Source organism: Raineyella fluvialis (genome assembly GCF_009646095.1).
Lineage (GTDB): Bacteria > Actinomycetota > Actinomycetes > Propionibacteriales > Propionibacteriaceae > Raineyella > Raineyella fluvialis.
In genome coordinates, this window is record NZ_CP045725.1 from 702,204 (window position 1) to 728,764 (window position 26,561).

Genomic DNA, 26,561 nt, shown 5'->3' on the forward strand with positions numbered 1-26,561 from the left:
CCCATCCCCTGCGACACGGCTCACGCTGAACGGCTAGTCTAGGCGCGTAACCACGGCCAGCGCAGGAGGAAAAGTGGATCCGGACGTGCTCAAGCAGGCACCCCTGTTCCGGGGACTGGATCGCGAGGCGACCAACGCCCTGGCCCACACCATGTCGAGCATCCGCCTGAGTCGGGGTGCGGTCCTCTTCCACGAGGGCGACACCGGTAACCAGCTGTACATCGTGGTGTCCGGAAAGATCAAGCTGGGTCGCACCGGCGCGACCGGTCGGGAGAACCTCATGGAGGTGCTCGGGCCGGGACAGATGTTCGGCGAGCTGTCGGTCTTCGACCCGGGACCCCGCTCGACCACCGCGACGGCCGTCACCGCGGCGGAACTGCGCTGCCTCGAGCACGAGGACCTGGTCCAGTGGCTCAAGGAGTACCCGCAGGTCGCCCAGGGCATCATGGCCCAGCTGGCGCGCCGCCTGCGCCACGCCAACGACTCGGTCAGCGACCTGGTCTTCTCCGATGTCCCCGGCCGGGTCGCCAAGGCACTGGTCGATCTCTCCGGCCGGTTCGGCGAGCAGCGGCCCGAGGGCATGCTGGTGCACCACGATCTGACCCAGGAGGAGCTGGCCCAGCTGGTCGGGGCCTCGCGGGAAACGGTGAACAAGGCACTGGCCGACTTCGCCGCCCGCGGCTGGATCCGCCTCGAGCCGCGTTCGGTGACCATCCTCGACATGGACCGGGTGTCCCGGCGAGCCCGCTAGTCTGACGCCATGACCAAGTGGGAGTACGTGACCGTCCCTGTCCTGACGCACGCGACCAAGCAGATCCTCGACAACTGGGGCATCGACGGCTGGGAATTGGTCCAGGTCGTCCCCGGCCCCAACCCGGAGAACCTCGTCGCCTACCTCAAGCGGCCCCTCGAGGCCGGGAAGTGAGTCCGACCTCGCGGCTCGCCGACCTCGGTCTCACCCTGCCGAGCGTGGCGGTCCCGGTGGGGGCGTACGTTCCCGCCCGGCGCCACGGTGACCTGGTCACCACCTCCGGCCAGCTGCCCTTGGTCGAGGGCACCCTGCCGCTGACCGGCAAGGTCGGCGCCGAGGTGAACGCCGAGCAGGCCCGCGAGCTGGCCCGCACCGCCGCCCTGAACGCCTTGGCGGCCGCGGCCGAGGCCGCCGGTGGGCTCGACGCCATCACTGGCGTGTCCCGGGTCTGCGTCTTCGTCGCCAGCGACCCGGCCTTCACCGCCCAGGCGGCCGTGGCCAACGGCGCCAGCGAACTGCTCGGTGACGTCTTCGGCGACGCCGGACGCCACGTCCGTAGCGCCGTCGGCGTGGCCGTCCTCCCGCTCGACTCGCCCGTCGAGGTCGAGCTGACCGTCACCCTCGGCTGAGGGCACCGGCCCACCGATCGGCCCGACCCGGAGCCGGTCACCTCCCCCAGCAGACGATCGCGTCGGCACCGCCGCGCGACGAGGAGTCATCGTGACCGAACCTGTGCGCATCCTCGTGCCCAACCCCGGGGCGATGACCCTGGAAGGAACCAACACCTGGATCCTTCCCGGTGCCGGCGGCACCCCGGCCATCGTCATCGACCCGGGACCCTCAGACTTCGGCCACCTCAACCGCGTCCGGGCCGCCTGCCCGGACGGGATCTCCGAGATCTGGATCACCCACGGGCATGCCGATCACGTCGGCGGCGCGATGCGGCTCGCCGAGTGGACGGGCAGCCCCATCCGGGCGTACGACCCCGCGATCTCGATGACCGACCCGCTGCGCGACGGCGAACGCGGGCAGGTCGGCGGGAACGCGGTCATCTGCGTCACACTCCCGGGGCACACCCGCGACTCCATCGGCTTCATCGTCTTCCTCGACGACGGACCGGTGCTGTTCTGCGGGGACACGATCCTGGGCCGGGGCACGACCCAGATCAGCTGGCCTGACGGCAATCTCGCCCAGTATCTGGCCACGCTGGACAAGATGGAGCGCCTGGTCCAGCTGTTCCGCGTCCGTCGGCTGATGCCCGGACACGGTCCGGTGATCATGGAACCGACCGCCACGATCCGCGCCTACCGCGAGCACCGCCTGCAGCGGCTCGACCAGATCCGGGCGGCCTACCAGAAGGGTCACACCTCGGTCGCCGCGCTCGTCGACGCGGTGTACGGCGACCTGGTGGGCCCCACCCAGAAGGCCGCCGAACTGACCGTCAGGGCACAGCTGGAGTACCTCGAACTGACGTGAGGTGGACCGGTCTCAGACCGCAGCGGCAGCCGCGGTCCTCTTCGCCGCCGGATGGTGCACGGCGCCCGGGACCCGCCCGTCGTGCGCCCGCAGGAGGTCCGCCCACTCGGTGACCTCGGGGTTCTCGCGCAGGATCTTGCGACGCTCGCGCTCGGTGAGCCCGCCCCACATCCCCCAGTTGATCCGGTTGTCCAGGGCTTCCGCCAGGCATTCCACCCGTACCGGGCAGCCCATGCAGATACCCCGTGCCTTGCGCTGGGCTGCTCCCTCTGCGAAGAGCTCGTCGAAACGACCTCCGCAATTCGCGTGTACTGCCCAGTCTTCACCGACAAGTGCGGTCACGATGACCCCGCCTTTCGATCCGTCGTTGGAGCGGTGCGGCTCAAGCTCGCCCGAAGATCCCCCTGATCCCCGGAGTACCCACCACTCGACCGACTGAATCCCCGGTGACGAACGGCGCCTGTTTGCCGTCCGGCCGGATGAGTGGACCAATCACCCAAGTGGTGTTACTCGGGCCATCGTAGCCCCTAGCGGTTCAGCGGTACACCGTGGCTCACCAGGCGTACTATGTCCTCCACGAGAGGCTCGTCACGTCGAGCCGGCTCCCGACCCTCCGACGCATAACCATTGGGTCGTATCCCCCCGTCACGTAGTCTCTGATATGTGTCGGACAATCCTCGCCCCGGAAGCAGCACGCAGGCGCTCCTGACGCTCCTGGTGGTGAGCGTCCTGATGGGTGTGCTCGCGGCCGGCTTCGTCATGCCAGGCGTCGGCGTCGCCTCCGCAACCCTCAAGGCGGCTGCCGCCGGGTTGCAGGACCTGCCCACGAACCTGGAGACACCACCCCAGGCGGAGCGTTCGACGCTGCTGATGTCGGACGGCACGCGACTCGCGACCTTCTACGACGAGAACCGCGTCTACGTCCCGCTCTCCGAGATCGCCCCGGTGATGCAGCACGCGCAGATCGACATCGAGGACAACCGCTTCTACCAGCACGGTGCCGTCGACGTGAAGGGCACGATCCGCGCGTTCCTGCGCAACAGCTCGGGCGGCTCCACCCAGGGCGGCTCGTCGATCACTCAGCAGTACGTGAAGCGGGTCCAGATCGAGACCGCGCTGGCCAACGGCAACGAGCAGGGCGTCCAGCAGGCGCAGGAGAAGTCGTACGGTCGCAAGGTGCAGGAGATGCGCTACGCGATCGCCCTGGAGAAGCGCCTCTCGAAGGACCAGATCCTGGAGCGTTACCTCAACATCGCCTACTACGGCGACGGAGCGTACGGGGTCGAGGCGGCGGCACGACACTTCTTCAACAAGTCGGCGAAGGAGCTGAACCTGGGCGAGGCGGCCATGCTCGCCGGCCTGGTGCAGAGCCCGGACGCCTACAACCCCCGGCTGCATCCCGAAGCCGCGACACAGCGGCGCAACGTGGTGCTGGACCGGATGGCACAGCTCGACCCCACCCTGCAGGACCAGGTGAACAAGGCCAAGGCCACCACCTTCGATCCGTCCAAGGTCAACCCGACGCGCAACGGCTGTGCCTCCAGCACGTACCCGTTCGTCTGCGAGTACGCCGTCCACCAGCTGCTGCAGTCGCCCGCACTGGGCACGACGGTCCAGGATCGCGAGCGGATGCTGAACCGCGGCGGCCTCACCATCAAGCTGACCATCGACCCGCGCGTCCAGGAGTCGGCGCAGCAGGCCGTGTCGGATGTCGTCTCGGACAAGGACCCGGCGCTCGGCACGATGGTGATGGTCAAGCCCGGCACCGGCGAGATCCAGGCGATGGCCCAGAGCCGCCCCTCGGAGGGCAACGGCGACGGTGAGACGTTCTACAACTACAACGCCACCAAGGCGATGGGCGGCGCCGAGGGCTACCAGGCGGGCTCGACCTTCAAGATCTTCACCCTGGCCGCGGCCATGGAGAAGGGCATCCCCACCAGCCAGACCTACCCGGCGGACTCCCCGATGAGCTTCCAGGGCACGACCTTCCAGTCGTGCAACGGACCGTTCGTCCTGCGCGAGCCGTGGACGGTGGCGAACTCGACCCGCTCGGCCCCGTCGATGGATCTCCAGACCGCCACCGACTGGTCGGTGAACACGTTCTACGTGCAGCTGATCCGCGACGCCGGAGTCTGCAACGCCACCAGGATGGCGCAGAAGGTCGGCGTGCAGCTGGCCAGTGGCGGCGACATCGTCAAGGACTTCAACCGCACCCCGTCCTTCGTCCTCGGTGTCGCCGAGGTCGCCCCGGTGTCGATGGCCGAGGCGATGGCGACCTTCGCCTCCGGCGGTATCCACTGCGACTCGATCATCATCGGCTCGATGACGACCGTCGACGGGAAGCCGCTCGCCACCCCCACCGCGAACTGCCAGCGGACCATCGACGCCGATGTCGCCTCCTCGGTGAACAACATTCTCAAGGGCGTGTCCGCGAACGGCACCGGCCGTCCCGCCCATGTGGACGGCTACGACGACCAAGCGGGCAAGACGGGTACGACCGACAGCAACCAGGCTGTGTGGTTCGTGGGGTACACCCCGGAACTGGCCGGCGCCTCGATGATCGCCATCGACAAGACCAACTCGTTCTGGAACTCCCACAACAAGTCGCTGAAGGGTATTCGCCTCCCCGATTCCGGCACCTACCTGACCGGCACCGGCTCCGGCGACGCCGGGCGCATCTTCAAGTCGGCGATGAGCGCGGGGCTGGAGGGCAAGCCCGCGACGCCCTTCGGGCAGACGAAGCCGGAGTTCCAGACCGGCCAGATGGTCTCGCTCCCCCAGGGAGTGGACCAGATGAAACCCGACGATGCCCGCAAGGCCCTCGAGAACGCCGGTTTCACGGTGCAGCAGACGTACCTGTACAACGCGGCACCGTACGGCACCTTCCTCGGCGTCACCCCGAAGAATCAGGCGCCGCAGTCCTCGACGGTGTACCTGAACTTCTCCGCGGGCCCCTCTCCCCAGGGCGGCGACCAGAGCCCCTCCCCCAGCCCGACCGCCACGAAGGGCAACTGAGATGGCGCCTGCCCGAATGGTGGGTCGTACGCTGCTCGGTGGCGCCGCGCTGGGGGCCGCCTGCGTGGCGTACGGGCACTTCGTCGAACTGAACGAGTTCCGGCTGCGCCGCTTCAGCCGCCGGCTCCTCCCCGCGGGCACGGCCCCGCTGCGGATCCTGCACCTGTCAGACATCCACCTGCTGCCGTCGCACGGGGCGAAGCAGTCGTGGATCTCGCTGCTCGCCGGGCTGGAGCCCGACCTGGTGGTGAGTACCGGGGACAGCCTGTCGTCCGACTCCGCGCTCGATCACCTCGAAGCCGCCCTCGGCCGGCTGCTCGACCGGCCCGGCGTCTTCGTCTTCGGATCCAACGACTACTACCGGCCGGTCCTGAAGAACCCCACCGACTATGTCGTCAAGGGCCCCAGTTCGTACGACACCGCTACGCGGGCCGAACTGGACACCGAGGCGCTGCGGGCCCTCTTCACCGATCGTGGCTGGGCCGACCTGAACAACGCGGCGACCACGTTCGACCTGCTCGACCACCGGATCGAGTTCCGCGGCACCGACGACCCGCACATCCGCCGGGACGACTATGCCTCCGTGGCGGGACCCGCCGACCCGCAGGCCGACCTGCACATCGGTGTCGTCCACGCCCCGTACGCCCGGGTCCTCAACGCCATGACGGCCGACGGGATGGACCTGCTGATGGCGGGCCACACCCACGGCGGGCAGGTCTGTGTGCCCTTCTACGGGGCGCTGGCGACCAACTGCGACCTGGACCGCAAACGGGTGAAGGGCCTGACGACCCACTCCACCGAGGGCCGGACGGCGGCGCTGCACGTGTCGGCAGGGCTGGGCACCTCACCGTTCGCTCCGTACCGGTTCGCCTGCCCGCCGGAGGCCACCCTGCTGACGCTGCTGCCGCGGGCGAGGTAGGCGTCCGGAGGCGCCGCTCGATTTTCCTCGTGGGAGCTGGTGCGCTATGGTTCTCTAGTGCTCGCGAGGGCATGACGCGCCGCCCGACAGGGCGGACGGGGTGTGGCGCAGCTTGGTAGCGCGCTTCGTTCGGGACGAAGAGGCCGCAGGTTCAAATCCTGTCACCCCGACCATGTGATGTCTCAGGACATCGGAGAGCCCGAATCCTCTTTGTGGGGATTGGGGCCTTTCTGGTTCTCCGGCAAAGCTCGGACGTCGGACGAACCTGCTGCCAGGACGCCGAGGTTTCCTCTCCGCCCTCAGCGGTCGTGGGGAGCGTTGCGGCGTTCGTCGACAGCGGGCGCACCGGCCGCAGCGCCGGGCTGTCCTTGGGTGTCGCCGTAGAGGTAGAAATAGGCACCGGCGACGAACACTCCTGCGCCGACGGCATTGCCGAGGTACGCGAAGACCAGGTTGAGCGTGGTGTCGGCGAGGGAGAGGTCTCCGGCGCCGACCATCATCGCGGCCGGCAGGAAGAACATGTTCGCGACGACGTGGTCGAAACCGAGCGCCACGAAGGCGGTGATCGGCGGGACGATGGCGAGGATCTTGCCGCCCGTACTGGTGGCGGCCAGGGCGATCCAGACGGCCAGGCACACGAGCCAGTTGCAGCCGATGGCTCGGACGAACTGCTCCCAGTGCGACTCGGTGATCGCCTTGCCGGTGGCGATCGCGGCCAGCCGGGCGAAGTTGATCGAGCCCTTCGCGAACAGCCCGGTCTGGTCGGCCAACAGCCAGGCGACGAACACCGACCCGACCAGGTTGCCGATCGTGACCCACAACCAGTTGAGGGCCAGCTTGGCGAGCGTCACACGGCGGCTCAACACCGCGAGTGGCACCAGCATCATGTTGCCGGTCAGCAGGTCGGCCCCCGCGATCACGACCAGGATGAGACCCAGGCTGAAGGTCACCCCAGTCACCAGCGTGATCAGGCCGCCCCACGACTTGGGATCCAGACCGGCGGACGTGACGGTCGCCAGCAGGCCGCCGAAGGCGATGTAGGCGCCGGCCAGGAAACCGGCGACAAGCGCCTTGGGAGGACTGGCGTTCGCCTTCGTCTCACCGGATGCAACAGCAAGCCGGGTGATCTCTGCCGGGGTGTTGAACGACATGGTCGACTCCCAAGGACATGGCGACAGCGCCTCTGCGTGGTGACAGCAGCGCCTCCCTGCACAGACGTGCGTTCGGCGCTGTGGATCTAGATACCCGCCCGGGTCGCTTTCACTCAGATGTGCGGGGACTCGCCAGGCACCGGCGGCAGGGGTGGCAGCGACGCCGGCGCCGTCGGGGCCATCAAGGCGGCCACGTTCAGCTTGGTACCCGCCATCTGCTTCAGCATGAAGTCGTGGTTGAGGTCGAGGATGGCCCGTGTCTCCGCGGCGATGACGGGGTTGCGGCTCAGGGTGAGCTCGTTGTCCTGTTGCTGCTCACCGGCCAGGGACCAGTTGGTCGATCCCTTGACGGTGTAGATGCCGTCGACGATCACGATCTTGAGGTGGGAGATCGCGTTGTGGACCGAACTGGTGCCGATGGCGATGCTGTTGCCGAAGCCGTCGTTCTGCCACTTGGCGAGGATGGCCTTCTCGTGGACGCCGGCCGCCTGAGTCCGGTCAAGGCTCATCTGGACGAAGACCTTCTCGTCGGACAACTTCTCCTGGATGATCCCGTTCAGGATGTCATCGTCGTAGCCGAACATGTTGACCACGATGGAGTGCTGGGCGGTGCCGAGCACGGCCACGAGCAGCCCATGGATGTCATCGCGCGGCGAGAAGAACGTACGTTCGTCGGCCGGGTACCCCTCGAGGAACCGGCCTTCCTTCTTGTAGATGCCGAGCCCGTCCCAGGAGAAGGGCACTGGCGCACTCGCGGTCATCCGGACCTCCTCGGACGGCGGTCGCGGACCCACGGCCTCACCGGCAATTTCAGGTTATAGCTGAGTGGGGGGCTTGCCGCAAGGCCCAGGGTCCGGCGCACAATCGGTGACCGCGACGCCACAGTTCCGCCGGTCGCCGCGTAGATCCGAGGGAGACGATGCCATGACGCCTGCTACCCCCACGACCTTCGACCTCCCTCACCGTCTCGCCGCCAAGGCCGACCCCGCCCTGATCGCCGTCGACGAGGAGCACTTCGCTCTCATCGCCCGGACCCTCGAGAGGCAGGTGGTCAACCTCTCGGAGCGCCGCGACGCGCTGCGCAAGGCCCCGGGTGGCCGCGGACGGCAGGCGATGGACCGGGACCTGGAGATCCATCGGCTGACGGCGCGGCTGCGGGTGCTGGAGCGCTTCGGCCTCGACATCTGCCTGGGACGGATGGTCGCTGCCGGGGATCCGGACCCGGTGTACGTCGGCCGGCTCGGGCTGTCCGACGCCGACGGCGAGCCCTTGGTGATCGACTGGCGGGCGCCGGCCGCCGAGCCGTTCTTCGCCGCGAGCCACGGCGACCCGATGGGTCTGGTCAGTCGTCGCCGCTACCGCTGGTCCCGGGGCCGGGTCGTCGACTACTGGGACGAGGTCTTCTCCCTGGAGGGATTGGCGGGAAGGGCCGCTCTGGACGACCAGTCCGCCTTCATCGCCAGCCTCGGCGACGCCCGCTCGCCGCGGATGCGGGACGTGCTGGCCACGATCCAGGCAGACCAGGACGCCGTCATCCGTGCCGACTCGCACGGTGCCCTCGTCGTCGACGGCGGTCCGGGAACCGGGAAGACGGTCGTCGCCCTGCACCGCGCGGCCTACCTGCTCTACGCCGACCCCCGGCTCGGCGCTCGACGTGGCGGGGTGTTGTTCGTCGGCCCCCACCAGCCCTATCTGGACTTCGTCGCCGATGTCCTGCCCAACCTCGGGGAGGACGGGGTACGTACGTGCACCCTGCGTGAACTGGTGCCGGAAGGGGCCCACGCGGGCGTCGAGGCCGACCCCCGGGTAGCCCGGCTGAAGGCTTCCGTCGCCATGGTGGACGCGGTGGAGTCGGCCGTACGTTTCTACGAGGAGCCGCCCACCGAGGACCTGACCGTCGAGACCGACTGGTCCGACATCCGGCTGCGGGCCGACGACTGGGCCGAGGCCTTCGAGGCCCCCGATCCCGGCACCCCTCACAACGAGGCGCGCGACGACGTGTGGGAGGCGTTGCTGGAGATCCTCGTCGACAACAGCGAGGACGACGAGGTGCCCGCGCAGGCGCTGCGACGCTCACTGGAACGCAACGACGACCTGCGCACCACCTTCCGGCGGGCGTGGCCGATCCTGTCGGCGACCGACCTCGTCTCCGATCTGTGGTCCGTGCCCGCCTACCTGCGCCATTGCGCGCCCTGGCTGACCGCCGACGATCGACGACTGCTGAGACGACCCGAGGGAGCGCCGTGGACGATGTCGGACCTTCCCCTCCTGGATTCACTGCGGGCACGTCTCGGTGACCCGGAGGCCTCCCAGCGGCGCCGGCAGCACGGCGCCGCCCTGGCAGCCGACCGCGCGTACATGGATCAGGTCGTCGACAACATCCTGGCGGCCGATGACGACCCGGAGAGCGGGCTGAAACTGCTGCGCCGCGACAGCATGCGGGAGTCACTGCTGCACGACGACGTGCCCGACTCGACGGGCGAGCCGCTGGCGGGCCCGTTCGCGCACGTCGTCGTCGACGAAGCCCAGGAGATCACCGACGCGGAATGGCAGATGCTGCTGCGCCGCTGCCCGTCCCGCAGCTTCACCATCGTCGGTGATCGTGCCCAGGCCCGTCACGGCTTCACCGAGTCGTGGCAGGAACGCCTCGGCCGAGTCGGCTTCGACACCGTCCGGCACGCGACGCTGACGATCAACTACCGGACCCCGGAGGAGATCATGGTTGTGGCCGCACCAGTCATCCGCGCGGCACTGCCCGGCGCGAACGTCCCGACCTCCATCCGCCGCACCGGCATCCCCGTCACGTACGGCGCCGTCGCCGAGCGGGACCCGATCATCCGGGCCTGGCTCTCCGAACACGCCGAAGGCGTCGCCTGCGTCGTCGGCGACCCGACCTTCACCGGCACCGAGCGGGTCCGTTCACTGTCGCCGGTGGAGGTCAAGGGTCTGGAGTTCGACCTCGTCGTCCTGGTCGAGCCGGCGGCGTTCGGGGCGGGCATCGAGGGAGCCGTCGACCGCTACGTCGCCATGACCCGCTCCACCCGGGAACTGGTCATCCTCACCTGAGGGCCGCAGGGACGGACAAGGGCCCCCGTCGATCGACGGGAGCCCTTGCCCTCACGGTGTGAGTGTCGACGACTCAGCGCTCGTCCGCCTCCGGGACGGAGTCGGCCCGAACGCTCAGGCGCTGCGTCCACCGGTAGAGGCCGAGCACGATCGCGGTGAAGACGATCACGCCGAGCCAGTTGGCGGCGGTGGCGAAGCTGTCGGGGACGAAACCGAGCGGCGATTCCTCGCCCGTCGCCGCGACGATACCGGCGAACACGACGCCGAACAGGCTCTCCCCGACGATCAGGCCAGTGGCCAGCAGGACGCCGAGCCGCTTGGCCCGTTCGGGCTTCGCCGTCCGGGAGGCCCAGGAATCGTAGAGCCGGCCGATGATGGCGCCGATCGGGATCATCAGGGTGAGGTCGATCGGCAGGTACATGCCCATGCCGACGGCCAGCGGTGGCAGGCGCAGGTGCTGCGTCGTGCGCCCGAGGATCTCGTCGATGACGATGACCACGACGCCGATCCCGGCACCGAGGCCGAGCAGGCCCCAGTCGAGCGAACCGCCGAAGACGCCCTGCGCGAGCGAGGAGATCAGCGAGGCCTGCGGGGCGGCCAAGGCGTCGGGGCCGGCACCGGGCGCGCCGGCGAAGCCGAAGCCGGTCTGCATCAGCTGCAACACGGGCGGGATGATGAGCGACCCGAAGACCACACCGATGATCAGGGCGACCTGCTGCTTCCAGGGGGTGGATCCGACGAGCTGGCCGGTCTTGAGGTCCTGCAGGTTGTCGTTGGAGATGGTCGCCACGCCGAAGACGACGGCGGCGGTGAACAGGGTGTAGGCGACCAGCGCCGGCACCTGGGACGGGTCGGCGCTGCCGTGCACGGCCCGGATCAGCAGCGCGATGGTCAGGATGATCAGGATGCCGACACCGGAGATCGGGCTGTTCGACGAACCGATCAGGCCGGCCATGTAGCCACAGACGGAGGCGACGGCGAGGCCGACGAGCAGCACGTAGATGATGCTGACGGTGACCAGGCCGCCCGCACTGGTGGCCAGCGGGGTCCCCCGGACGAAGAGCCACAGCATGAGGCCGATCGGGATCATCGAGGCCAGGGTGACGCCGCCGACCACGGTGATCGACAGGTCCCGCTCGGTCCGCGGCAGCCCCTCGCCGGAGCGGCGGGTGCGCAGGGTCCCGATCGCCTCGGCGATGCCGCGGAAGATCGGTCCGGAGATCTTCAGCAGCGTCCAGATGGCGGCGACGGCGATGGTGCCGGCGCCGATGAACCGGACATCGTGGGAGAACACGTGGTGGACCGCGGCGGAGAAGCTGCTGGCCGCGGACAGCTGACCAGTGGAGAACACCGGCAGCAGGACGCCGTACGAGACCAGGACGCCGACGATCATCGCGACACCGACGGTCAGCCCGACGAGATGGCCCACCCCGATCAGGGCCAGCGACAGACTCGCACCGAAGATCGAACCGCCGGAGCCGAAACGGAAGGCGGTCGTCAGGCTGTTGGCCAGGGCCTTGAAGGCTGCCAGCAACGAGAACCCGGCAGCGCTCAGGCCCCCGACCGCGATCACCCGCAGGCCGCGCTTGTTCTCCTCCGCGCCCTCACTGGTGTCGCCGACCCGCAGGACCTCGGCTCCCGCGACGCCCTCGGGGTAGGGCAGGTCGGAGCCGGTGACCAGAGCCCGCCGCAGCGGGATCGAGTACATCACGCCGAGGATGCCGCCGAGCGCGCACAGAGCGGCCGTCGTCCAGTACGGGAACCCGCTCCACCATCCGACGATGATCAGGCCGGGCAGGACGAAGATGATCGCCGAGAGGGTGCCCGCTGCTGACGCGATCGTCTGGACGATGTTGTTCTCGCGGACCGAGTGGTTGCGGAAGTAGCGCAGGATCGCCATGGAGATGACCGCCGCGGGGATCGAGGTGGCGAATGTCAGGCCGACCTTGAGGCCGAGGTAGACGTTCGCCGCCGTGAACACCAAGGTGATCAGGCCCCCGATGACGACCCCGCGCAGGGTCAGCTCTCGCACGGACGTCTCCTGCGAGGGGGTGGTGGTTGTGGTGGTGGACAAAACAGACCTGCACTTTCTGAGGACATGACGAATCAGCCGTCCGTGGTGACTGCGCTGTTCGAGGGGACCCCGGACGCACGTCCGGCCATCCCTGTCCACGGATGAGGCGGCCCCGCCTCCGCCGAGCCGGGTGCGCGGCGGTTGGGAACGGCGTCGTTGCCATTCGAAAGACGCAGAAGGTCCTGCGCTTCCGCCCGTTGAGGGGCATGGTTTCCGTCGCCCCGAGAATACGCCGCCTTGGAATCGACGATGAGACCGGTCACCCCATGTAGGTTTCGTCGTCCACCCCGAGGTAGGTCCGCCGCACCCGTTCGTCTGCGATCAGGGCCTCGCCGGTGTCGGTGAAGGCCACCGAGCCCACCTCCATCACGTAGCCACGGTCCGCCAGTGCGAGTGCGGCTCGGGCGTTCTGCTCGACCAGGAGGATGGTGGTCCCGCCCGACTTGAGCTCGGCGATGGTGTCCATGATCGTCCGGGTCATGATCGGGGACAGCCCCATCGAGGGCTCGTCCAGCATCAGCAGGCTGGGCCGACTCATCAGGGCCCGCCCGATCGCCAGCATCTGCTGTTCCCCGCCGGAGAACAGTCCGGCCGCCTGGTGGCGGCGCTCTCCCAGCACCGGGAACAGCCCGTACACCCTCTCGATGTCGGCCCGCACGCCGGCCGCGTCCCGCCGCATGTAGGCGCCGAGCATCAGATTGTCCTCGACGCTCATCCGCTGGAACAGCCGGCGTCCCTCCGGGCTGTGGGCGATGCCGCGTCGTACGACCTTGTGGGCCGGCAGTTGGTCGATCCGTTCACCCCGGAAGGTGATCGTGCCGCTGACCGGCCTGACCAGCCCGGAGATCGTCCGCAGCGTGGTGGTCTTCCCGGCCCCGTTGGTGCCGAGCAGGCAGACGACCTGCCCCTCCTCCACGGTGAACGTGATCCCCTTGACGGCCCGGACACGGCCGTACGCCACCACCAGGTCCTTGATCTCAAGCACGGTCGCCCTCCTCCGGTCCGCCGGCCACCGGGGCCCCGAGGTAGGCCTCGATCACCCGGGGGTCGCCCTGAACGGTGGCCGGGTCGCCCTCGACCAGCACCTCGCCCCGGACCAGGCAGGTCACCCGGTCGCAGAGACTGAAGATGAACCGCATGTCGTGCTCGATGACCAGGATCGCCAGGCCGAGCCAACGGATCCGGGTGATCAGGGCTTCGGCCTCGCGAGTCTCCTGCGGGTTCATCCCGGCGGTCGGCTCGTCGAGGAGCAGCAGCCGTGGGTCGGTCGCGAGTGCCCGGGCGATCTCCAGGCGCCGCTGGTCACCGTACGACAGGTTGCGGGCGAGCGCGTCCACGGCCCCCTCCAGCCCGACGAACTCCAGCCACTGCAGCCCGTGGGCGCGGGTCTCGGCCTCCTCACGCCGGTGCCGGGGCAGGCGGAGGACCGCGTCGAGCGCAGTGGTCCGGGTGCGGCAGTAGCGGCCGACCATGACGTTCTCCAGTGCCGTCATGTTATGGAAGAGCCGGATGTTCTGGAACGTACGGGCGACGCCGGCCATCGCGACACGCCGCGGCTTCGGCGGTAGCAGCGCGCCGGCGAACCGGACCTCGCCCGAGGTCGGCCGATACATCCCCGTCAGGCAGTTGAAGAACGTGGTCTTGCCGGCGCCGTTCGGGCCGATCAGGCCGACGATCTCGCCGGGGTGGACGGCGAGGTCGACCTGGTTCACCGCGGTGAGTCCGCCGAACTGCATGCTCACCCGGCGGGCCTCGAGCAGGGGCTCGGTCATCGGTGCTCCCTCCTCTGGATCCTCGGGCCGGTGACGGCCTGTGCGCCGGCCGGCGACGGGACCATGTCCTCGTCCTCGTCGTGGAATTCGAGTTGGCGGCGCTGGTCCGGCATCAGGCCCTCCGGGCGGATTCGCATCATCACCACGAGCAGGATGCCGAACATCAGCAGCCGGTAGTCCTGGAAGAAGCGCAGCTTCTCCGGCAGCAGCTTCAGGATCGAGGCGCCGACCACGACACCGCCGACGGTCCCCATGCCGCCGAGCACGATGCCGGCGACGAGGAAGGCGGACTCCATGAAGACGTACTGGTCGGGGGTGACGGAGACGTCCTGGTGCGCCTTCACCGCACCGGCGACGCCGGCGAGGAAGGCGCCGCCCGCGAAGGCGAGCAGCTTCAGCCCGAACACGTTGACGCCCATCGCCTCGGCCGCCTTTTCGTCCTCGCGGATGGCGACCCAGCCGCGGCCGATCCGGGAGTGGTTGAGGTTGCCGAAGACCAGGATGATCAGCCCGATGACCAGCAGCATCAGCCAGTAGTAGTTCGAGAAGCGGCCGATCGTCACGCCGAGGATGGCGTGCGGCTGACCGAAGTCGAAGCCGAGGACGTTGAGGTTGGGGATGCCGGGGATGCCGTTGGAGCCGTGGGTGAGGTTCGGGCCGTCCTGGCCGTCGAGGTTGTTCATCGTGATGCGGAAGATCTCTCCGAAGGCGAGGGTCACGATGGCCAGGTAGTCGCCGGAGACACGCAGCGTCGGCGAACCGATGATCAGGCCGAGGGTCGCGGAGATCGCGCCGGAGATGAGCACCACCACAAGGAACGGGGGGTGCCAGTTGATCGTCGCGAACGCGGAGGTGGACAGGGTCGCGGCGGTGAACGCGCCGGCGCCGAGGAAGGCGACGTAGCCGAGGTCGAGCAGACCGGCGAGGCCGACGACGATGTTGAGGCCCATCGCGGTGGCAGCGAAGATCAGCACCTGGGAGGCGATCGACATGTTGGCGTCCGACCCGTGCTGCGTGAACGGGAAGGCGAAGGCCACCACGAACGCGGACAGGACGAGGACCTGCCTGTTGCGGGCCGCGGCGGCGCCCAGCCAGCCGAGGAGGCCGCTCGCGTGGGTGACGTAGACCGCCGCACCGAGGAACACCGCGAAGGCGATGAAGGCTCCCCCGTCGTCCTGGCCCAGCCCGTACGCCGCGGCGAAGAGCACACCGGCCATCGCGGCGACGATGCCGAGGATCTGCAGCCACCGCGGGGAACGCACCCGCTGCAGTGTCGGGGTCGGCCCCGCGGGCAGGACGAGCGTCCCGACAAGGGCCAGGACCGCCCCGGCCAGGGCCAGCCAGCCGCCCGGGTCGACGTTGACCAGGCCGCCGAGTTCGAGGGCGATGGACGCCATGATGACGACCAGGTACGCCGTCGCCCCGATGGCAGCGGCCCGGGCGCCGCCGTTCCCGTTCACCCGCGCGCGAAACGGTGCCAGCAGCAGGACCAGCAGCACGACGCCGCCGATCAGGGAGAAGAACTGCAGCCCCGAGGGGCCGCCGGTGTACGTCATGTCGTCGAGGGCGGCCCGGCCGTACGCCCAGGAGAGGTAGGGGGTGCCGATGAGCAGCACCGCACCGACGACGGCCGTGACGCGGCCGGCGGCGGCCCGCCGGGACCGGCGCTGCCCGGATGGGAGGGTGGCGGGGGGATGCGGCGGGGCTGTCCGGGTGGTCGTGGTCATCATGCGCGGTCCACCACCTTCGCGCCGAGCAGACCCTGCGGCCGGAAGACCAGCACCAGGATCAGGATGGCGAAGGCCCAGACGTCCTTCCAGGCCGAGCCGCCGAACTGGCCCGGGATGAAGGTGGTGGCCATCGATTCCGCCACCCCGAGCACCAGGCCGCCGACGACGGCGCCGTTGATGTTGCCGATGCCGCCGAGGACCGCGGCGGTGAAGGCCTTCATCCCGGCCATGAAGCCCATCTGGAAGTCGATGGCGTTGTAGCGCAGCCCGTGAGCGACGCCGGCGACGGCCGCGAGCACCGCACCGAGGCCGAAGGCGGTGACGATGACCCGGTCGACATCGATGCCCATCAGCCTGGCCGTGTCGGGGTCCTGGCTGGTCGCCTGCATGGCGCGTCCGATCGCCGTCCGGTTCACGAAGAACCACAGGAAGGCGGTGCACAGCGCGAGGGCGACGAGGGTGAAGATGGCCGAGTTGGGCACCAGCACCTCACCGATCCTGGTCGACGCGCCGGAGATGCCGCGGACGCTCGGGAAGGCGACGTTCTGTCGCGAATCGGGAAATCCTGGCAGTCGTCCGAAGAACAGGCGCACGATCTCCTGCAGCGCGATGGAGATGCCGATCGCCGTGATCAGGGGGGCGAGGCGAGGCGCGCCGCGCAGCGGCCGGTACGCGAGCCGCTCCATCAGCAGGGCGACGGACACCGAGACCGCGACACCCCCGAGGATCATCAGCGGCAGGACCACGCCGAGAGCCTCGCCCGGCGAGAGGTCCGTCGGCCGCCCGATCACCACCCAGGTGGTGTACGCGCCGAACGCCCCGACCATGAAGATCTCACCGTGGGCGAAGTTGATCAGTTGAACGATCCCGTACACGACGGTGTAGCCGACGGCGATGAGCGCGTAGAGGGCGCCCAGGGACAGCCCGTTCACGAGTTGTTGCAGGAAGAGGTCCATCATGTGCCTTCCCGGCGGCCGCGGGTCGCCGTAGGGTGCGCCCGGCCTGCCGGGGATGTGCCCGTGGGCACGCCCCCGGCAGGCGGAGATCAGTGAGTGGTCGGCCGATCCGGCTACTTGACCTCGTCGGTCGTGTTCGCCACCCAGGCGCCGTTCTCGACCTTGTAGACGGTCAGGACGCGGGTCCTGTTGTCGCCGAACTCGTCGAACGAGACGTTTCCGCTGGCGCCCTGGAAGTTGACCTTGCCGAGGGCATCGACCGTGGCGGCGCGAGCCGACGTGGCATCACTCGCGGTGGGCAGCGAGACCTTGAGTGCGTTGATGATGGCGTTGGCGGCGTCGTACGCGTACAGGCCGTAGGTCGAGTAGCCGCTGGAGTAGCCGGCGGCCTTGTAGTCGCTGACGAACTGCTGCGCCGAAGGCAGCGACTCGGCGGGTGCGCCGACCGAGGTCACCAGGTCACCGGCGGTCGCCGAGCCGCCGTTGGTGATGTAGGCCGGGTCGTACATGCCGTCGCCGCCCATCAGCGGGATCTTCAGGCCGGCGTCCTTCATCTGCTTGGTGAGCAGCGAGCTGACCGGGTGCTCGCCGCCGTAGTAGAGCGCCTGCGGGGCGGTGGGCTTGATCTTGGCGATCACGGCCGCGAAGTCCTTGTCGTCCGGGTTGACTGTCTCGGCGGCGACGATGGTGCCGCCGCCGGCGGTGAAGGCCTTGGTGAACTCGGTGACCAGGCCCTGGCCGTACGCCTTCTTGTCATGGACCGTCGCCACCTTCTTGATGCCGGCGTTGAGCAGGTACTGAGCGGCGAACGGGCCCTGGATCGCGTCCGTCGTGCAGGTCCGGAAGTAGCTGGTGTACGTACGCTTCGGGTTGGTCGACGCCTCGGCGCCGCGGGTGAGCGTCGGGTTGGTGTTGGCCGGCGAGACGAGCGGGATCTTCGACGGGTCGAGGATCGGCTGGATCGCCTGACCGACGGACGAGTTCAGCGGGCCGACGACGGCCACGACGTCCTTGTCGCCGGCCAGCTTCGTGGCGGCGTTCTTGCCGACGTCGGGCGACGCCTGGTCGTCCTGGGCGTCGATCTGGATCGTCCATCCGGCCAGCGCGTTGCTGGCGTTCGCCTGCTTGACGGCGAGGTCGACGGAGTTCTGGATGCCGGTGCCCATCGAGGACAGGCCACCCGAGAGCGGAGCGATCACACCGATCTTGACGACTTTCTTGGCGCCCGCGTCACCGGGGGCGGAACTCGCCCGGGTGCCGCAGGCGGTGAGGCTGAGCGAGGCGATCACCAGGCTTGAGATGCCCAGCGCAAGGAAACGACGTCGTTCGGTCACAGTAGATTCCCCTCCCAATCGTGCCGATCCGCAGGCTCTGGGCCTGCAGTTGACCGGAACGCTAGGAGCCGAATCGCTCATTCGTGTTACGTCACAGGGTCGCCCCGGTTTCCGTCCGCGGGCGCAACGAGACTGTTACCCGGGCGGCACCGTACGACCCGCTCCGCCGGCAATTCCTGGCAACCCGATGCTCCATGGGACCCGCGGCAACGCACCTTCGCCGCAGTGCTATCGCACCCGCTGCAACGTCGTGCAACAGCTCTCATGGCGCTCGACCGCGATGGCACTCTCGAATCACCAAGCCCCCCGGTCCCCTGCATGGATCGGGTGGCGCAAGCAGCACTGACACAACGAGGTGAGTCATGCAGAATGCAGTCGGCGCGGCGGAGGTCCCGGGACCGTCCAACCCACCGCGAAGCGCCCCTTCAGCATGAGGGACAAGATCGGCTACATGTTCGGAGACTTCGGCAACGACTTCTCCTTCATCCTGCAGATGATGTTCTTCATGCTCTTCTACACCAACGTGGTGGGCATCAAGCCGGCACACATCGGCACGCTCTTCCTCGTCGTCCGCGTGGTCGACGCCTTCGTGGACGTGGCCGTCGGCCGGTGGGTCGACCTGTCGAAGCCCACCAAGTTCGGCAAGTTCCGCCCGTGGATCCGGCGCTACGCCATCCCGGTCGCTCTGTCCTCCGCCCTGATGTACATGTCCTTCGTCGGGGACTTCCACAGCTACGGACTCCGGCTCGCCTGGATGGTCGTGTCGTACGCGCTGTGGGGCTCGCTGTTCTACTCGCTGATCAACATCCCTTACGGCTCGATGGCCTCGGTCATCTCCAACAAGCCCGAGGACCGCGCGGCGCTCTCCGTCTTCCGCTCCACCGGCGCCACGCTCGCCATCCTGGTGATCCAGGTCGTGCTCCCGCTGGTCGTCTACGACAAGGTCGGCACCAAGGCCGTGCTGAACGGCGACAAGATGACCTGGGCCGCGATCGCCTGCGCCCTGCTGTCGGTCCTCTTCTACTTCCTCTGCTTCTCCAACGTCGAGGAGCGGGTCACGCCCCAGACCAAGGAGGTCGGTGAGCGCGAGAGCTTCGGCACGACGCTCCGCTCCCTGTTCACCAACCGCGGTCTGCTCGGCCTCGTTCTCGCCGCCCTGCTGCTCCTGGTCGCCAACCTGCTGACCAGCGCGATGACCGGCTACCTCTGGCTCGACTACTTCAACTCGAAGAGCCTGCAGTCGGCCGCTGGCTTCGCCGGCCTGGCCCCGACCCTGCTGCTGCTGGGTATCGCACCGTGGCTGTCGAACAAGTTCGGCAAGAAGGAGGTCGGCGTCGTCACGACCCTCCTCTGCGGCGTGATCAACATCGTCACCTTCTTCCTCCACCTGCAGAAGAGCCCGGTCACCTTCATCGTCCTCTTCGCCGTCGCGCAGTTCGCCCTGGCCACGTTCAACTACCTCATCTGGGCCTTCATCACCGACGTGATCGACTACCAGGAGGTCCGCACCGGCGAGCGCAACGACGGCACCGTCTACGCCATCTACTCCTGGTCCCGCAAGGTCGGTCAGGCCCTCGCCGGTGGTATCGGCGGCTGGGCACTGGGCTGGATCGGTTACCAGGTCGTCGCCAAGGGCCAGCCTGCGGTACAGCAGTCGGCCCAGACTCTGGACGGCATCTACTCGCTGTCGACGCTCGTCCCCGGCATCCTCTACCTCGCGGTCGCCGCTGCCCTGTTCTTCGTCTACCCGCTGGGCAAGAAGCTGGTCGCCAAGAACGTGGCCGAGCTGGAGCGCCGCCACGCCGCCGCGGCCGCTGCCCTCTGATCCACCCTGTCGCCACGCGCAACGGGCCGTCCCTGAAGGGGCGGCCCGTCCGTGTGCCGGCGGCGACTCAGCGGTGCCGGAACTCGGGCGGGCGCTTCTCGACGAAAGCCGCCATGCCCTCCTTCTGGTCCTCGGAGGCGAAGGCGGACTCGAAGAGCCGCCGTTCGTACCGCAGCCCCTGCTCCAGCGTCGTCTCGAAGGCGGCCTTGACTGCGTCCTTCGCCAGCAAGGTGGCGACCCGGGATTTCGAGGCGATGGTGGTGGCGACCTCGAGGGCGACGTCGAGCAGCTGGTCGGCGGACACGACACGACTGACCAGCCCGGATCGTTCGGCCTCGGCGGCGTCCATCGTCCGGCCGGTGAGCACCATGTCCATCGCCTTGGCCTTGCCGACGGCATGGGCCAGCCGCTGCGAGCCGCCCATCCCGGGCAGGACGCCGAGGTTGATCTCGGGCTGGCCGAAGATGGCGGTGTCGGCGGCGATGATGGTGTCGCACATCATCGCCAGTTCACAGCCGCCGCCGAGCGCGTAGCCGGCGACAGCCGCGACGACCGGGGTCCGGACCCGGTTCAAGCCCTCCCAGTCACCGAACCAGTCACGCAGGAACATCTCCGTCGCGGAACGCTCGGCCATCTCCTTGATGTCGGCCCCGGCCGCGAACGCACGCTCCGACCCGGTGAGGAGAATGCAGCCGATCCCCTCGTCCGCGTCGAACGTACGCAGGGCGTCGACCACCTCGTGCATCATCCCGATGCTGAGGGCATTGAGTGCCCCGGGGCGGTGCAGGGTGATCACACCCACCCGGCCCCGGGTCTCGACGAGGATGTAGTGCGGATCGGTCACGGCGGGCCCACTTCCTGACGACGTGCGGCAACGGTTCCGATCCTGCCGCATGCCGGGCCGTGACCCCAGCGATCAGTCGATCGCGAATTCGTAGAGGCGCACCTCGCCGTCGCGATCCGGATTGCGGTTGACGTAGACGATCGAGCCGACGTAGTCCTCGAACGCCGCGGCCTTGTCCCGCGGCGCGCCGATCACCAGCTGGAAGCCGAGGCTCTGCAGCGCGTGCAGGGCTCGGCCGGTGTACTCCGAGTCGGCCTTGACGAATCCCTCGTCGAGCACGATCGGTGCGAACCGTGGCGCCTGGTCGGTGCCGTCGCCCAACTGGTAGCGCAGCGCGGCGCCCAGGATGAACGCGATCAGCTCCTGGCCCTCACCACCGGACTTGCCCGAGACGCCGTCGTGGACGATCGGCTCACCGTCCGGCCGGTGCTCGACCGCCCGGAACTCGACGTGCTCGCGGGCGTCGAACACCCGTCGGCGCCACGCCTCCGCGGACGTCGACTGCTCGTCCAGCCGGGCCAGGTCGTGGCGCATCGCCAGGAACATCTGCTCGGTCACGTCCTCCTCGATCTCGGCCGTCCCTACGGCGGTGTAGCGGATGATGGTCGCCCGGAAGTCGTCCAGATCGGCGGTGGCGATCGGCCGGTCCTCGATCTGCAGCCGTGATCCGTCGCGGAACTCGACACTGGACAGGGCCCGGTTGACCGGCAGGAGGCCGTCGCGGATGGAGCGGCGATCCTCCTCGATCTGCACCAGCAGCGTCCGCAGGCTGCGCTGCATGTCCTCGCGGGTCTTGGCGAGCCACTCGGTACGGGCGCGGGGAAGGTCGTCCGACTCCAGGTCGTCCAGGATCGCCTCGACCGCCTCCAGGGACGCGATGGTCTCGTCGATCTCCGCCCGCGGATCGACCCGCAGGTACTCGCGGAAGATGCCGACCAGGGCCGTCTCGGCGAGCTCCACGGCACCGGAGTGCTCGTGCGCCAGGGCACGCAGCCGTTCGGCGCTCATCGCCAGGGTGTCGCGGGCCCGGGCGGCGTCCACCGGCTCCGGGAACCCGAGCCGGCCGAGCGTCGTACGATCCTCGGCGCTCAGCTGGCCGCGGGACAGCACGTCCGACATCTCGTCCTGCAGGTCGACCAGGGCGCCCCACTCCTCGTCCAGCCCCGCGCGCTGCTCGCGAGCCTTGGCGGCGGCGCTCGTGTGGGCGACGTAGCGGTCGCGGGCGGCGGCGCGCTCGGTCTTCAGCGAGTCGAGGGTGCGATGGCCCTGGGTGAACCGGCCGAGCAGCTCGGCGGCATGGGCCTCGGCCGCCCGGGCCGACGCGACGTCGATCGAGGCCCACGTCTGCTCGGAGAGCCAGCGCAGCTCCCCCGCGACGTCGATGCCTTCGCGCCGGCGTCGGTCGAGGTCCTCCAGTTCGGTGTCGTGCCGGGCGATCTGGGCCCGCAGGGTCTCGGCGCGCGTCTCCAGCTCGGCGATCGTGCCGGCGTTGTCGAGACCCAGCCAGGAGGGCAGCTTCCGGTCGTCCTTGATCACCCGGCCCTGCGCGGCGGTGCGCATCCCGGCGAGGGTCACGGCGCCGGTGTAGCCCGCGGCGCGGGGGGCGTCGAGTCCGGCGGCGTCCTCGACGCACAGCACCGAATAGCCGGCGACGAGGTGATCGAGGAGCCATTCGGCGTAGGGGCCGTCCTCGTCCATCCGCAGCTTGTCCGGCACCGAGCCGGGCAGCACCGCAGGTGCCGCGTTGTGCGCGGGCCGCGCGGGCACCAGCACGACGCGGCCCCGCATCCGGTTGTCATTGACGTACGCCGTCACCCGGCGCCAATCCTCCGGCGCGACGATGATGTTCTGCGCGAGCTGGCCGAGCACCCGATCGACGGCGGTGGCCCAGCGGCGCTCCTCCGGCTTCACCTCCAGCAGTTCCCCGACGTACGGCAGCCGGGTCACGTCGATGCCGCAGGCCTCGGCGATGTCGCGGCGGGTGCGGTCGGCCTCGGCCGGCACGTTGGAGCGGCGGCGCTTGAGGGAGGCGATCTCCTCGCTCACCGCGCGCAGGTCGTCGCGGGCCCGGCCGCGGGCGGAGGCGGCATCGTACGAGGCCGACTTCCACTCCGCGTCCTGGTCGGGCAGGCCACGCAGGCGCTGGTGGAGGGCCTGGACCAGGGCGGCGAAGGCCGGCTCGTCCGCCGGTTCCTCGAAGCCCTGCCACTGTGCCCGGTCCACGTACGCCTGCCGGGCCGCCGTACGCTCCGCGAGCTGGGTGGCCGCCTCCTGCCGGCGCCGGACCAGGTCCTCGGAGTCGCCGCCTCCCTTGGCGTAGTAGCGCTGGGTCAGCGCCTCCTCCTCGTCGCGGGCGGCGATCGCCTCGGCGTCGTGCTGCTTGGCGATGGCGCCGAGCTCGGTGGCGCGGGTGCGGTTGTCCTCGATGCGCGACGAGGCCCAGTCGAGCAGGTGTTCGGCGTTCCACAGTTCCAGCGGGCTGGGAGCGTCGTCGCCCTCCGCGTCCCCGAGCAGGCGCCACTCGGTGGCCGAATCGGTCATCGCCGCGCGATAGCGCGCCGCCAGCATCGGGACGTCCTTGAGCACCTCGTAGCGGGTGCGGGCGTCCTCGAAGATGTCATAGAGCTGAGCGGCCTCGCGGTAGGTGACCAGGGCGGTCTCCCAGCGCTCCACGGCCAGTGGCCGGTCGAGCACGAAGTCCTTGAACAGCGCGTTGATCGAGAAGATGCCCTTCGACGCCTGGGCGTTGCGGAGCAGTTCGAGGGCCCGGCGCGACGACTCGTCGCTGCGCCCGATGCCGAGCACCCGGCACATCTCCTTCTCGAACTCGGGCTGCGAGGCCGTCACGAGGTCACGGTTGGGGTTGAGGAGGCGCTTGAGCGAGTTGGAGTCCAGGGGCCAGGTCCGGCTGCCCCGCAGCGGCTGGTCGATCGCCTCGTTGAGCCGCGACAGGTCGAAGTGGCCGCGGACCAGCAGGTAGCGGGTGGTGGAGTTGAGGTCAGCGTTGGCGGCGGCGTCCGCGCCGACCCACACCACCCGGGCGCCGGTGACATGTTCGTCCAGCCTGTTGGTCCAGGTGATCGCTGCCGCGGACGGGAACGGCCGGTCACCCGGCGGGCGCAGGTACTGGGTACGGGTCGTCCGCCCGTCGGCGGTGAGCACGTCGTCGATCTTGCCGCGGGCGTAGGAGTAGACGGTCCGTTCCGACCTCTTGCCGCCGTCATCGCGGGCGGCGCGGTTGAAGGCAGGCGGGTTGGGCATCATCACCGCGGACATGGCGTCGAGGATGGTCGACTTGCCCATGCCCGTGGGGCCGAGGATCGCGGTGCCGTCGCGGCGCACTTGCATGATGTGGTGGCCGCCGTAGCCGCCCCAGTTGACCACCTGGACGGCGCTGATCCGCCACTGGTCAGGGCCGTCGGTGAGCAGTTCGTCGGTCATGCGTCCTCTGCCTCCTCTGCGGCGTCCGTCTGTTCGATGTCCGGGTCCGGGGCCGTCTCCGGGGCCGATCGCTCGCCCCCGGCGAGGACCTGCATCTGGTCACGGATGGCCGCCAGGCGATCGGGGGTCACCAGGGCGACCACGGCCGGGGAGACGACCCAGGTGTCAGGGACGTCGGGGTCGGGACGCAGCAGCCCGAGCCGTTCGACCCCGCGCAGGGCGGTCTCGACGTCGCGCTGGAAGCCCGCCTCGTCGGTGTCGCTGGGATCGCGGAACCGGGCCAGGAAGTCGGTGGCCTCGTTCAGAGTAATCGCCACGGCCGCGTCGGCGGCGTCGGTGAACGCGTGCAACTGGCGCAGGTGGACGAGCAGCAGGGTCGCGTCCTTGCCCAGTGGCTTCTCCCGCCGCAGCACGATCGGCGCGTCCGGGTCGTCGACCTGGCGCTTGAAGGCGACGTCGTGCTCGTGGTCGATGACCAGGTCGAGGAACATGTCGGCCAGCCGGGCGCGGATCCTCGGCTCGTTGTCGATCAGCCCCTCCCACGCCGCCGGGTGTCCGCTGCGGGTGATGTAGCGGGAGGTCAGCAGGGTCGCCAGGGCGCGGCGAGCCTGGTCGGGCAGCACCTCCGGGTCCGCGGGGGCGCCGAAGGCATCCTCCCCGTACGCCTCGGAGCGGGTGCCGAAGGCCTCGGGCTCGGTCGATCCGGATTCAGTCATTGCCACCGTCCTTGAGCGGGAGTGGTCCGTCGAAGTGCACCAGCGGGACGAGGACGTCGCGCGCCCTGCCGCTGGGGGTGATCAGGGTGACCCGTTCGGTCTCCCCCGGGTCGACCCGGCCGTGGGCCAGGCCGAGATCGAGCACGCCGAGGAGCACGACGAGTCGTCGGCAGGCCTCGGGGGTGGCGGCGAAGACCTTGGCGCCGGTGGTGGGGCCGGCGGCGACGAGGTCGTTGACCGTCGATGCGACCGCACGGGTCGAGGTGCCGGCCTGGACCATCATCAGTTCACGGTCCTCGGGCAGCATCCCGGACGGGGCGAGGGCCTCCAGCGGGTGTGCCTTGACCTCCTGGCTCGGCTGCCACAGCGCCGCCTGGGACATGTCGCGTACGTCGAGGGCGCCGACGCCGAGGACGTCCTCGATCATCGCCCGTCCCGATCGGCGGCTGAGCTCGTCTCCCGCCTCGAGGACCTGGTCGACCAGGGTCAGCAGCCGCTGGTGGCGGCCACCGGAGGAGCGGGTGAGGAAGCGGCGCAGCGAGGCGGTCCACCGCGTGTACGCCGCCTCGACCTCGTGCTCCTCCTCCAGCAGGCTGGACATCAACGTCCGCAACGAGGCGCGGTCGTTGTCGCTGAGCGTGGTGGCGGCGAACTCCTGATCGAGGATCAGGTCGATGTCGCTGCGCAATGACTCTGCCTCGCGGGAGACGAGCAGGTCGGAGAAGCCGCGGTAGGCCCGGCCCTCCGGGGTCTGGGCGAGCAGGTCGTGCTCGTGCAGGAACTCCTCCACCGCCGCCCCCTTCGGGGTGCCGGTGCTGGAGACACCTGCCGCGACGGCGTGGTGGCGGCGTTCGATCATCGTGGTGAGCTGGCGGAAGTCGGCGGGGAGCGAGGCGAGCAGTCGCCGGACCTCGTCGAACTGTCGGCGCATCTCCTCCTCGGTCGCCGGGCGTACGTCGCCCGCCAGCAGCGCCTCCCGGCGCTCCTCCAGTTCGGCGATCCGCGCGTCCAGTCGGGCGATGTGGGCGTCGAGATCGGGGCTGGCCATGTCGGCGAGCCGGCGGACCGCGTCGGAGATCGAGCCGAGCCGGCTGTCCGACACGGTGCTCGACTCCCCCGAGGTGTCGCGGACGATCCGCAGAGCGCGCAGCGCGTTGTCGGACAGCTCGTACATCAGCCGGCCGTCCTCGGGGTCACGGCTGCGGACCAGCCAGTGGTCCTGGTCGACCCATTTGCGGCAGTGCTCGGCGGGGTGGGGCTCTCCGGCAGCCCGAAGGCCTGCAGCGCCTCGGCAACCCGGCGATGGAACCACGCGGCGGAGACCGGCCCTTGGGCGGGTTCGAGGTGCTCGGAGAACAACGGCACCACCCACCACGCCGTGTGGGCGGACAGCAGCTTCAGGCTGGGGCTGTCCAGCGCGCCACGGACCCGCGCCGGGTCGAGCGGTTCATCGGTCACGTGCCCTCGGTTCGTACGACTGTTCCTGCGACG

The 26,561-nt window shown here is 69.4% G+C and carries 22 protein-coding genes and 1 tRNA gene; 9 read left to right on the forward strand and 14 right to left on the reverse strand.

Features of this window, described 5'->3' with window-relative positions; all coding sequences use genetic code 11:
* Positions 1–73: 73 nt before the first annotated feature.
* The 4 genes from Rai3103_RS03205 to Rai3103_RS03215 all read left to right on the forward strand — a co-directional run bounded on the left by Rai3103_RS03205 (position 74) and on the right by Rai3103_RS03215 (position 2,227).
* A complete protein-coding gene (locus Rai3103_RS03205) occupies positions 74–751 on the forward strand; it encodes a Crp/Fnr family transcriptional regulator (protein ID WP_153571367.1) in 678 nt (225 codons plus the stop codon).
* A 9-nt stretch (positions 752–760) separates the two neighbouring features.
* Entirely contained in the window at positions 761–925 is a 165-nt protein-coding gene (locus Rai3103_RS16880) for a Sp36 family protein (RefSeq protein ID WP_194793244.1), read from the forward strand.
* Positions 922–1,380, forward strand: a complete 459-nt coding sequence (locus Rai3103_RS03210) for a RidA family protein (RefSeq protein ID WP_153571368.1) — start codon at positions 922–924, stop codon at positions 1,378–1,380. The genes Rai3103_RS16880 and Rai3103_RS03210 overlap by 4 nt, the downstream gene beginning before the upstream one ends.
* 91 nt (positions 1,381–1,471) lie before the next feature.
* A complete protein-coding gene (locus Rai3103_RS03215) occupies positions 1,472–2,227 on the forward strand; it encodes an MBL fold metallo-hydrolase (protein WP_153571369.1) in 756 nt (251 codons plus the stop codon).
* A gap of 12 nt (positions 2,228–2,239) precedes the next feature.
* On the opposite strand, the gene Rai3103_RS03220 is transcribed toward Rai3103_RS03215, so the two are convergent.
* Complete coding sequence (locus tag Rai3103_RS03220) at positions 2,240–2,569, reverse strand: WhiB family transcriptional regulator (protein ID WP_153571370.1); 330 nt, start codon at positions 2,567–2,569, stop codon at positions 2,240–2,242.
* 378 nt (positions 2,570–2,947) lie between these two features.
* Here Rai3103_RS03220 and Rai3103_RS03225 point away from each other — a divergent pair, with 378 nt between their 5' ends.
* The 3 genes from Rai3103_RS03225 (at position 2,948) to Rai3103_RS03235 (ending at position 6,334) form a co-directional block, all read left to right on the forward strand.
* Positions 2,948–5,242, forward strand: coding sequence for a transglycosylase domain-containing protein (locus Rai3103_RS03225; RefSeq protein ID WP_153571371.1), 2,295 nt, complete (start codon positions 2,948–2,950; stop codon positions 5,240–5,242).
* A 16-nt stretch (positions 5,243–5,258) separates the two neighbouring features.
* The gene (locus Rai3103_RS03230; protein ID WP_153573585.1) at positions 5,259–6,161 is read left to right on the forward strand and encodes a metallophosphoesterase; all 903 of its coding nucleotides are present in this window, start codon (positions 5,259–5,261) and stop codon (positions 6,159–6,161) included.
* Positions 6,162–6,257: 96 nt separating this feature from the next.
* Positions 6,258–6,334: transfer RNA gene (locus Rai3103_RS03235), tRNA-Pro, on the forward strand.
* 126 nt (positions 6,335–6,460) lie between these two features.
* Here Rai3103_RS03235 and Rai3103_RS03240 read toward each other — a convergent pair.
* Positions 6,461–7,312: a formate/nitrite transporter family protein gene (locus Rai3103_RS03240; RefSeq protein WP_153571372.1), complete on the reverse strand. Its 852-nt coding sequence runs from the start codon at positions 7,310–7,312 to the stop codon at positions 6,461–6,463.
* 113 nt (positions 7,313–7,425) lie between these two features.
* Positions 7,426–8,073, reverse strand: coding sequence for a phospholipase D-like domain-containing protein (locus Rai3103_RS03245; protein WP_153571373.1), 648 nt, complete (start codon positions 8,071–8,073; stop codon positions 7,426–7,428).
* Positions 8,074–8,236: 163 nt separating this feature from the next.
* Here Rai3103_RS03245 and helR point away from each other — a divergent pair, with 163 nt between their 5' ends.
* Positions 8,237–10,378, forward strand: a complete 2,142-nt coding sequence (gene helR / locus Rai3103_RS03250) for an RNA polymerase recycling motor ATPase HelR (RefSeq protein WP_153571374.1) — start codon at positions 8,237–8,239, stop codon at positions 10,376–10,378.
* Between the two features lie 73 nt (positions 10,379–10,451).
* On the opposite strand, the gene Rai3103_RS03255 is transcribed toward helR, so the two are convergent.
* The 6 genes from Rai3103_RS03255 to Rai3103_RS03280 all read right to left on the reverse strand — a co-directional run bounded on the left by Rai3103_RS03255 (position 10,452) and on the right by Rai3103_RS03280 (position 18,244).
* Positions 10,452–12,452 carry an OPT family oligopeptide transporter gene (locus tag Rai3103_RS03255; RefSeq protein ID WP_194793246.1) on the reverse strand — a complete coding sequence of 667 codons (2,001 nt, stop codon included), beginning with the start codon at positions 12,450–12,452 and terminating at the stop codon, positions 10,452–10,454.
* A 259-nt stretch (positions 12,453–12,711) separates the two neighbouring features.
* A complete protein-coding gene (locus Rai3103_RS03260; RefSeq protein ID WP_153571376.1) occupies positions 12,712–13,437 on the reverse strand; it encodes an ABC transporter ATP-binding protein in 726 nt (241 codons plus the stop codon).
* Positions 13,430–14,224, reverse strand: coding sequence for an ABC transporter ATP-binding protein (locus tag Rai3103_RS03265; RefSeq protein ID WP_153571377.1), 795 nt, complete (start codon positions 14,222–14,224; stop codon positions 13,430–13,432). The genes Rai3103_RS03260 and Rai3103_RS03265 overlap by 8 nt, the downstream gene beginning before the upstream one ends.
* On the reverse strand, positions 14,221–15,954 hold the full coding sequence (locus Rai3103_RS03270; RefSeq protein WP_228489125.1) for a branched-chain amino acid ABC transporter permease: 1,734 nt from the start codon (positions 15,952–15,954) through the stop codon (positions 14,221–14,223). Before Rai3103_RS03270 ends, Rai3103_RS03265 begins: the two co-directional genes overlap by 4 nt.
* Complete coding sequence (locus Rai3103_RS03275; protein ID WP_228489126.1) at positions 15,951–16,913, reverse strand: branched-chain amino acid ABC transporter permease; 963 nt, start codon at positions 16,911–16,913, stop codon at positions 15,951–15,953. The genes Rai3103_RS03270 and Rai3103_RS03275 overlap by 4 nt, the downstream gene beginning before the upstream one ends.
* Before the next feature lie 110 nt (positions 16,914–17,023).
* A complete protein-coding gene (locus tag Rai3103_RS03280; RefSeq protein WP_228489127.1) occupies positions 17,024–18,244 on the reverse strand; it encodes a branched-chain amino acid ABC transporter substrate-binding protein in 1,221 nt (406 codons plus the stop codon).
* A gap of 430 nt (positions 18,245–18,674) precedes the next feature.
* Here Rai3103_RS03280 and Rai3103_RS03285 point away from each other — a divergent pair, with 430 nt between their 5' ends.
* A complete protein-coding gene (locus Rai3103_RS03285) occupies positions 18,675–20,069 on the forward strand; it encodes an MFS transporter (RefSeq protein ID WP_153571379.1) in 1,395 nt (464 codons plus the stop codon).
* 67 nt (positions 20,070–20,136) lie between these two features.
* On the opposite strand, the gene Rai3103_RS03290 is transcribed toward Rai3103_RS03285, so the two are convergent.
* The 5 genes from Rai3103_RS03290 to Rai3103_RS17375 all read right to left on the reverse strand — a co-directional run bounded on the left by Rai3103_RS03290 (position 20,137) and on the right by Rai3103_RS17375 (position 26,528).
* Positions 20,137–20,913 (reverse strand): enoyl-CoA hydratase, encoded by a 777-nt coding sequence (locus Rai3103_RS03290; protein WP_228489128.1) that lies wholly within the window; start codon positions 20,911–20,913, stop codon positions 20,137–20,139.
* 72 nt (positions 20,914–20,985) lie between these two features.
* Positions 20,986–24,354, reverse strand: coding sequence for an ATP-binding protein (locus tag Rai3103_RS03295; protein WP_153571381.1), 3,369 nt, complete (start codon positions 24,352–24,354; stop codon positions 20,986–20,988).
* Positions 24,351–25,070, reverse strand: a complete 720-nt coding sequence (locus Rai3103_RS03300) for a DUF4194 domain-containing protein (RefSeq protein ID WP_153571382.1) — start codon at positions 25,068–25,070, stop codon at positions 24,351–24,353. Before Rai3103_RS03300 ends, Rai3103_RS03295 begins: the two co-directional genes overlap by 4 nt.
* Complete coding sequence (locus tag Rai3103_RS03305; RefSeq protein WP_228489284.1) at positions 25,063–26,280, reverse strand: DUF3375 family protein; 1,218 nt, start codon at positions 26,278–26,280, stop codon at positions 25,063–25,065. The genes Rai3103_RS03300 and Rai3103_RS03305 overlap by 8 nt, the downstream gene beginning before the upstream one ends.
* A complete protein-coding gene (locus Rai3103_RS17375) occupies positions 26,244–26,528 on the reverse strand; it encodes a hypothetical protein (protein WP_228489376.1) in 285 nt (94 codons plus the stop codon). The genes Rai3103_RS03305 and Rai3103_RS17375 overlap by 37 nt, the downstream gene beginning before the upstream one ends.
* Between the last annotated feature and the right edge of the window lie 33 nt (positions 26,529–26,561).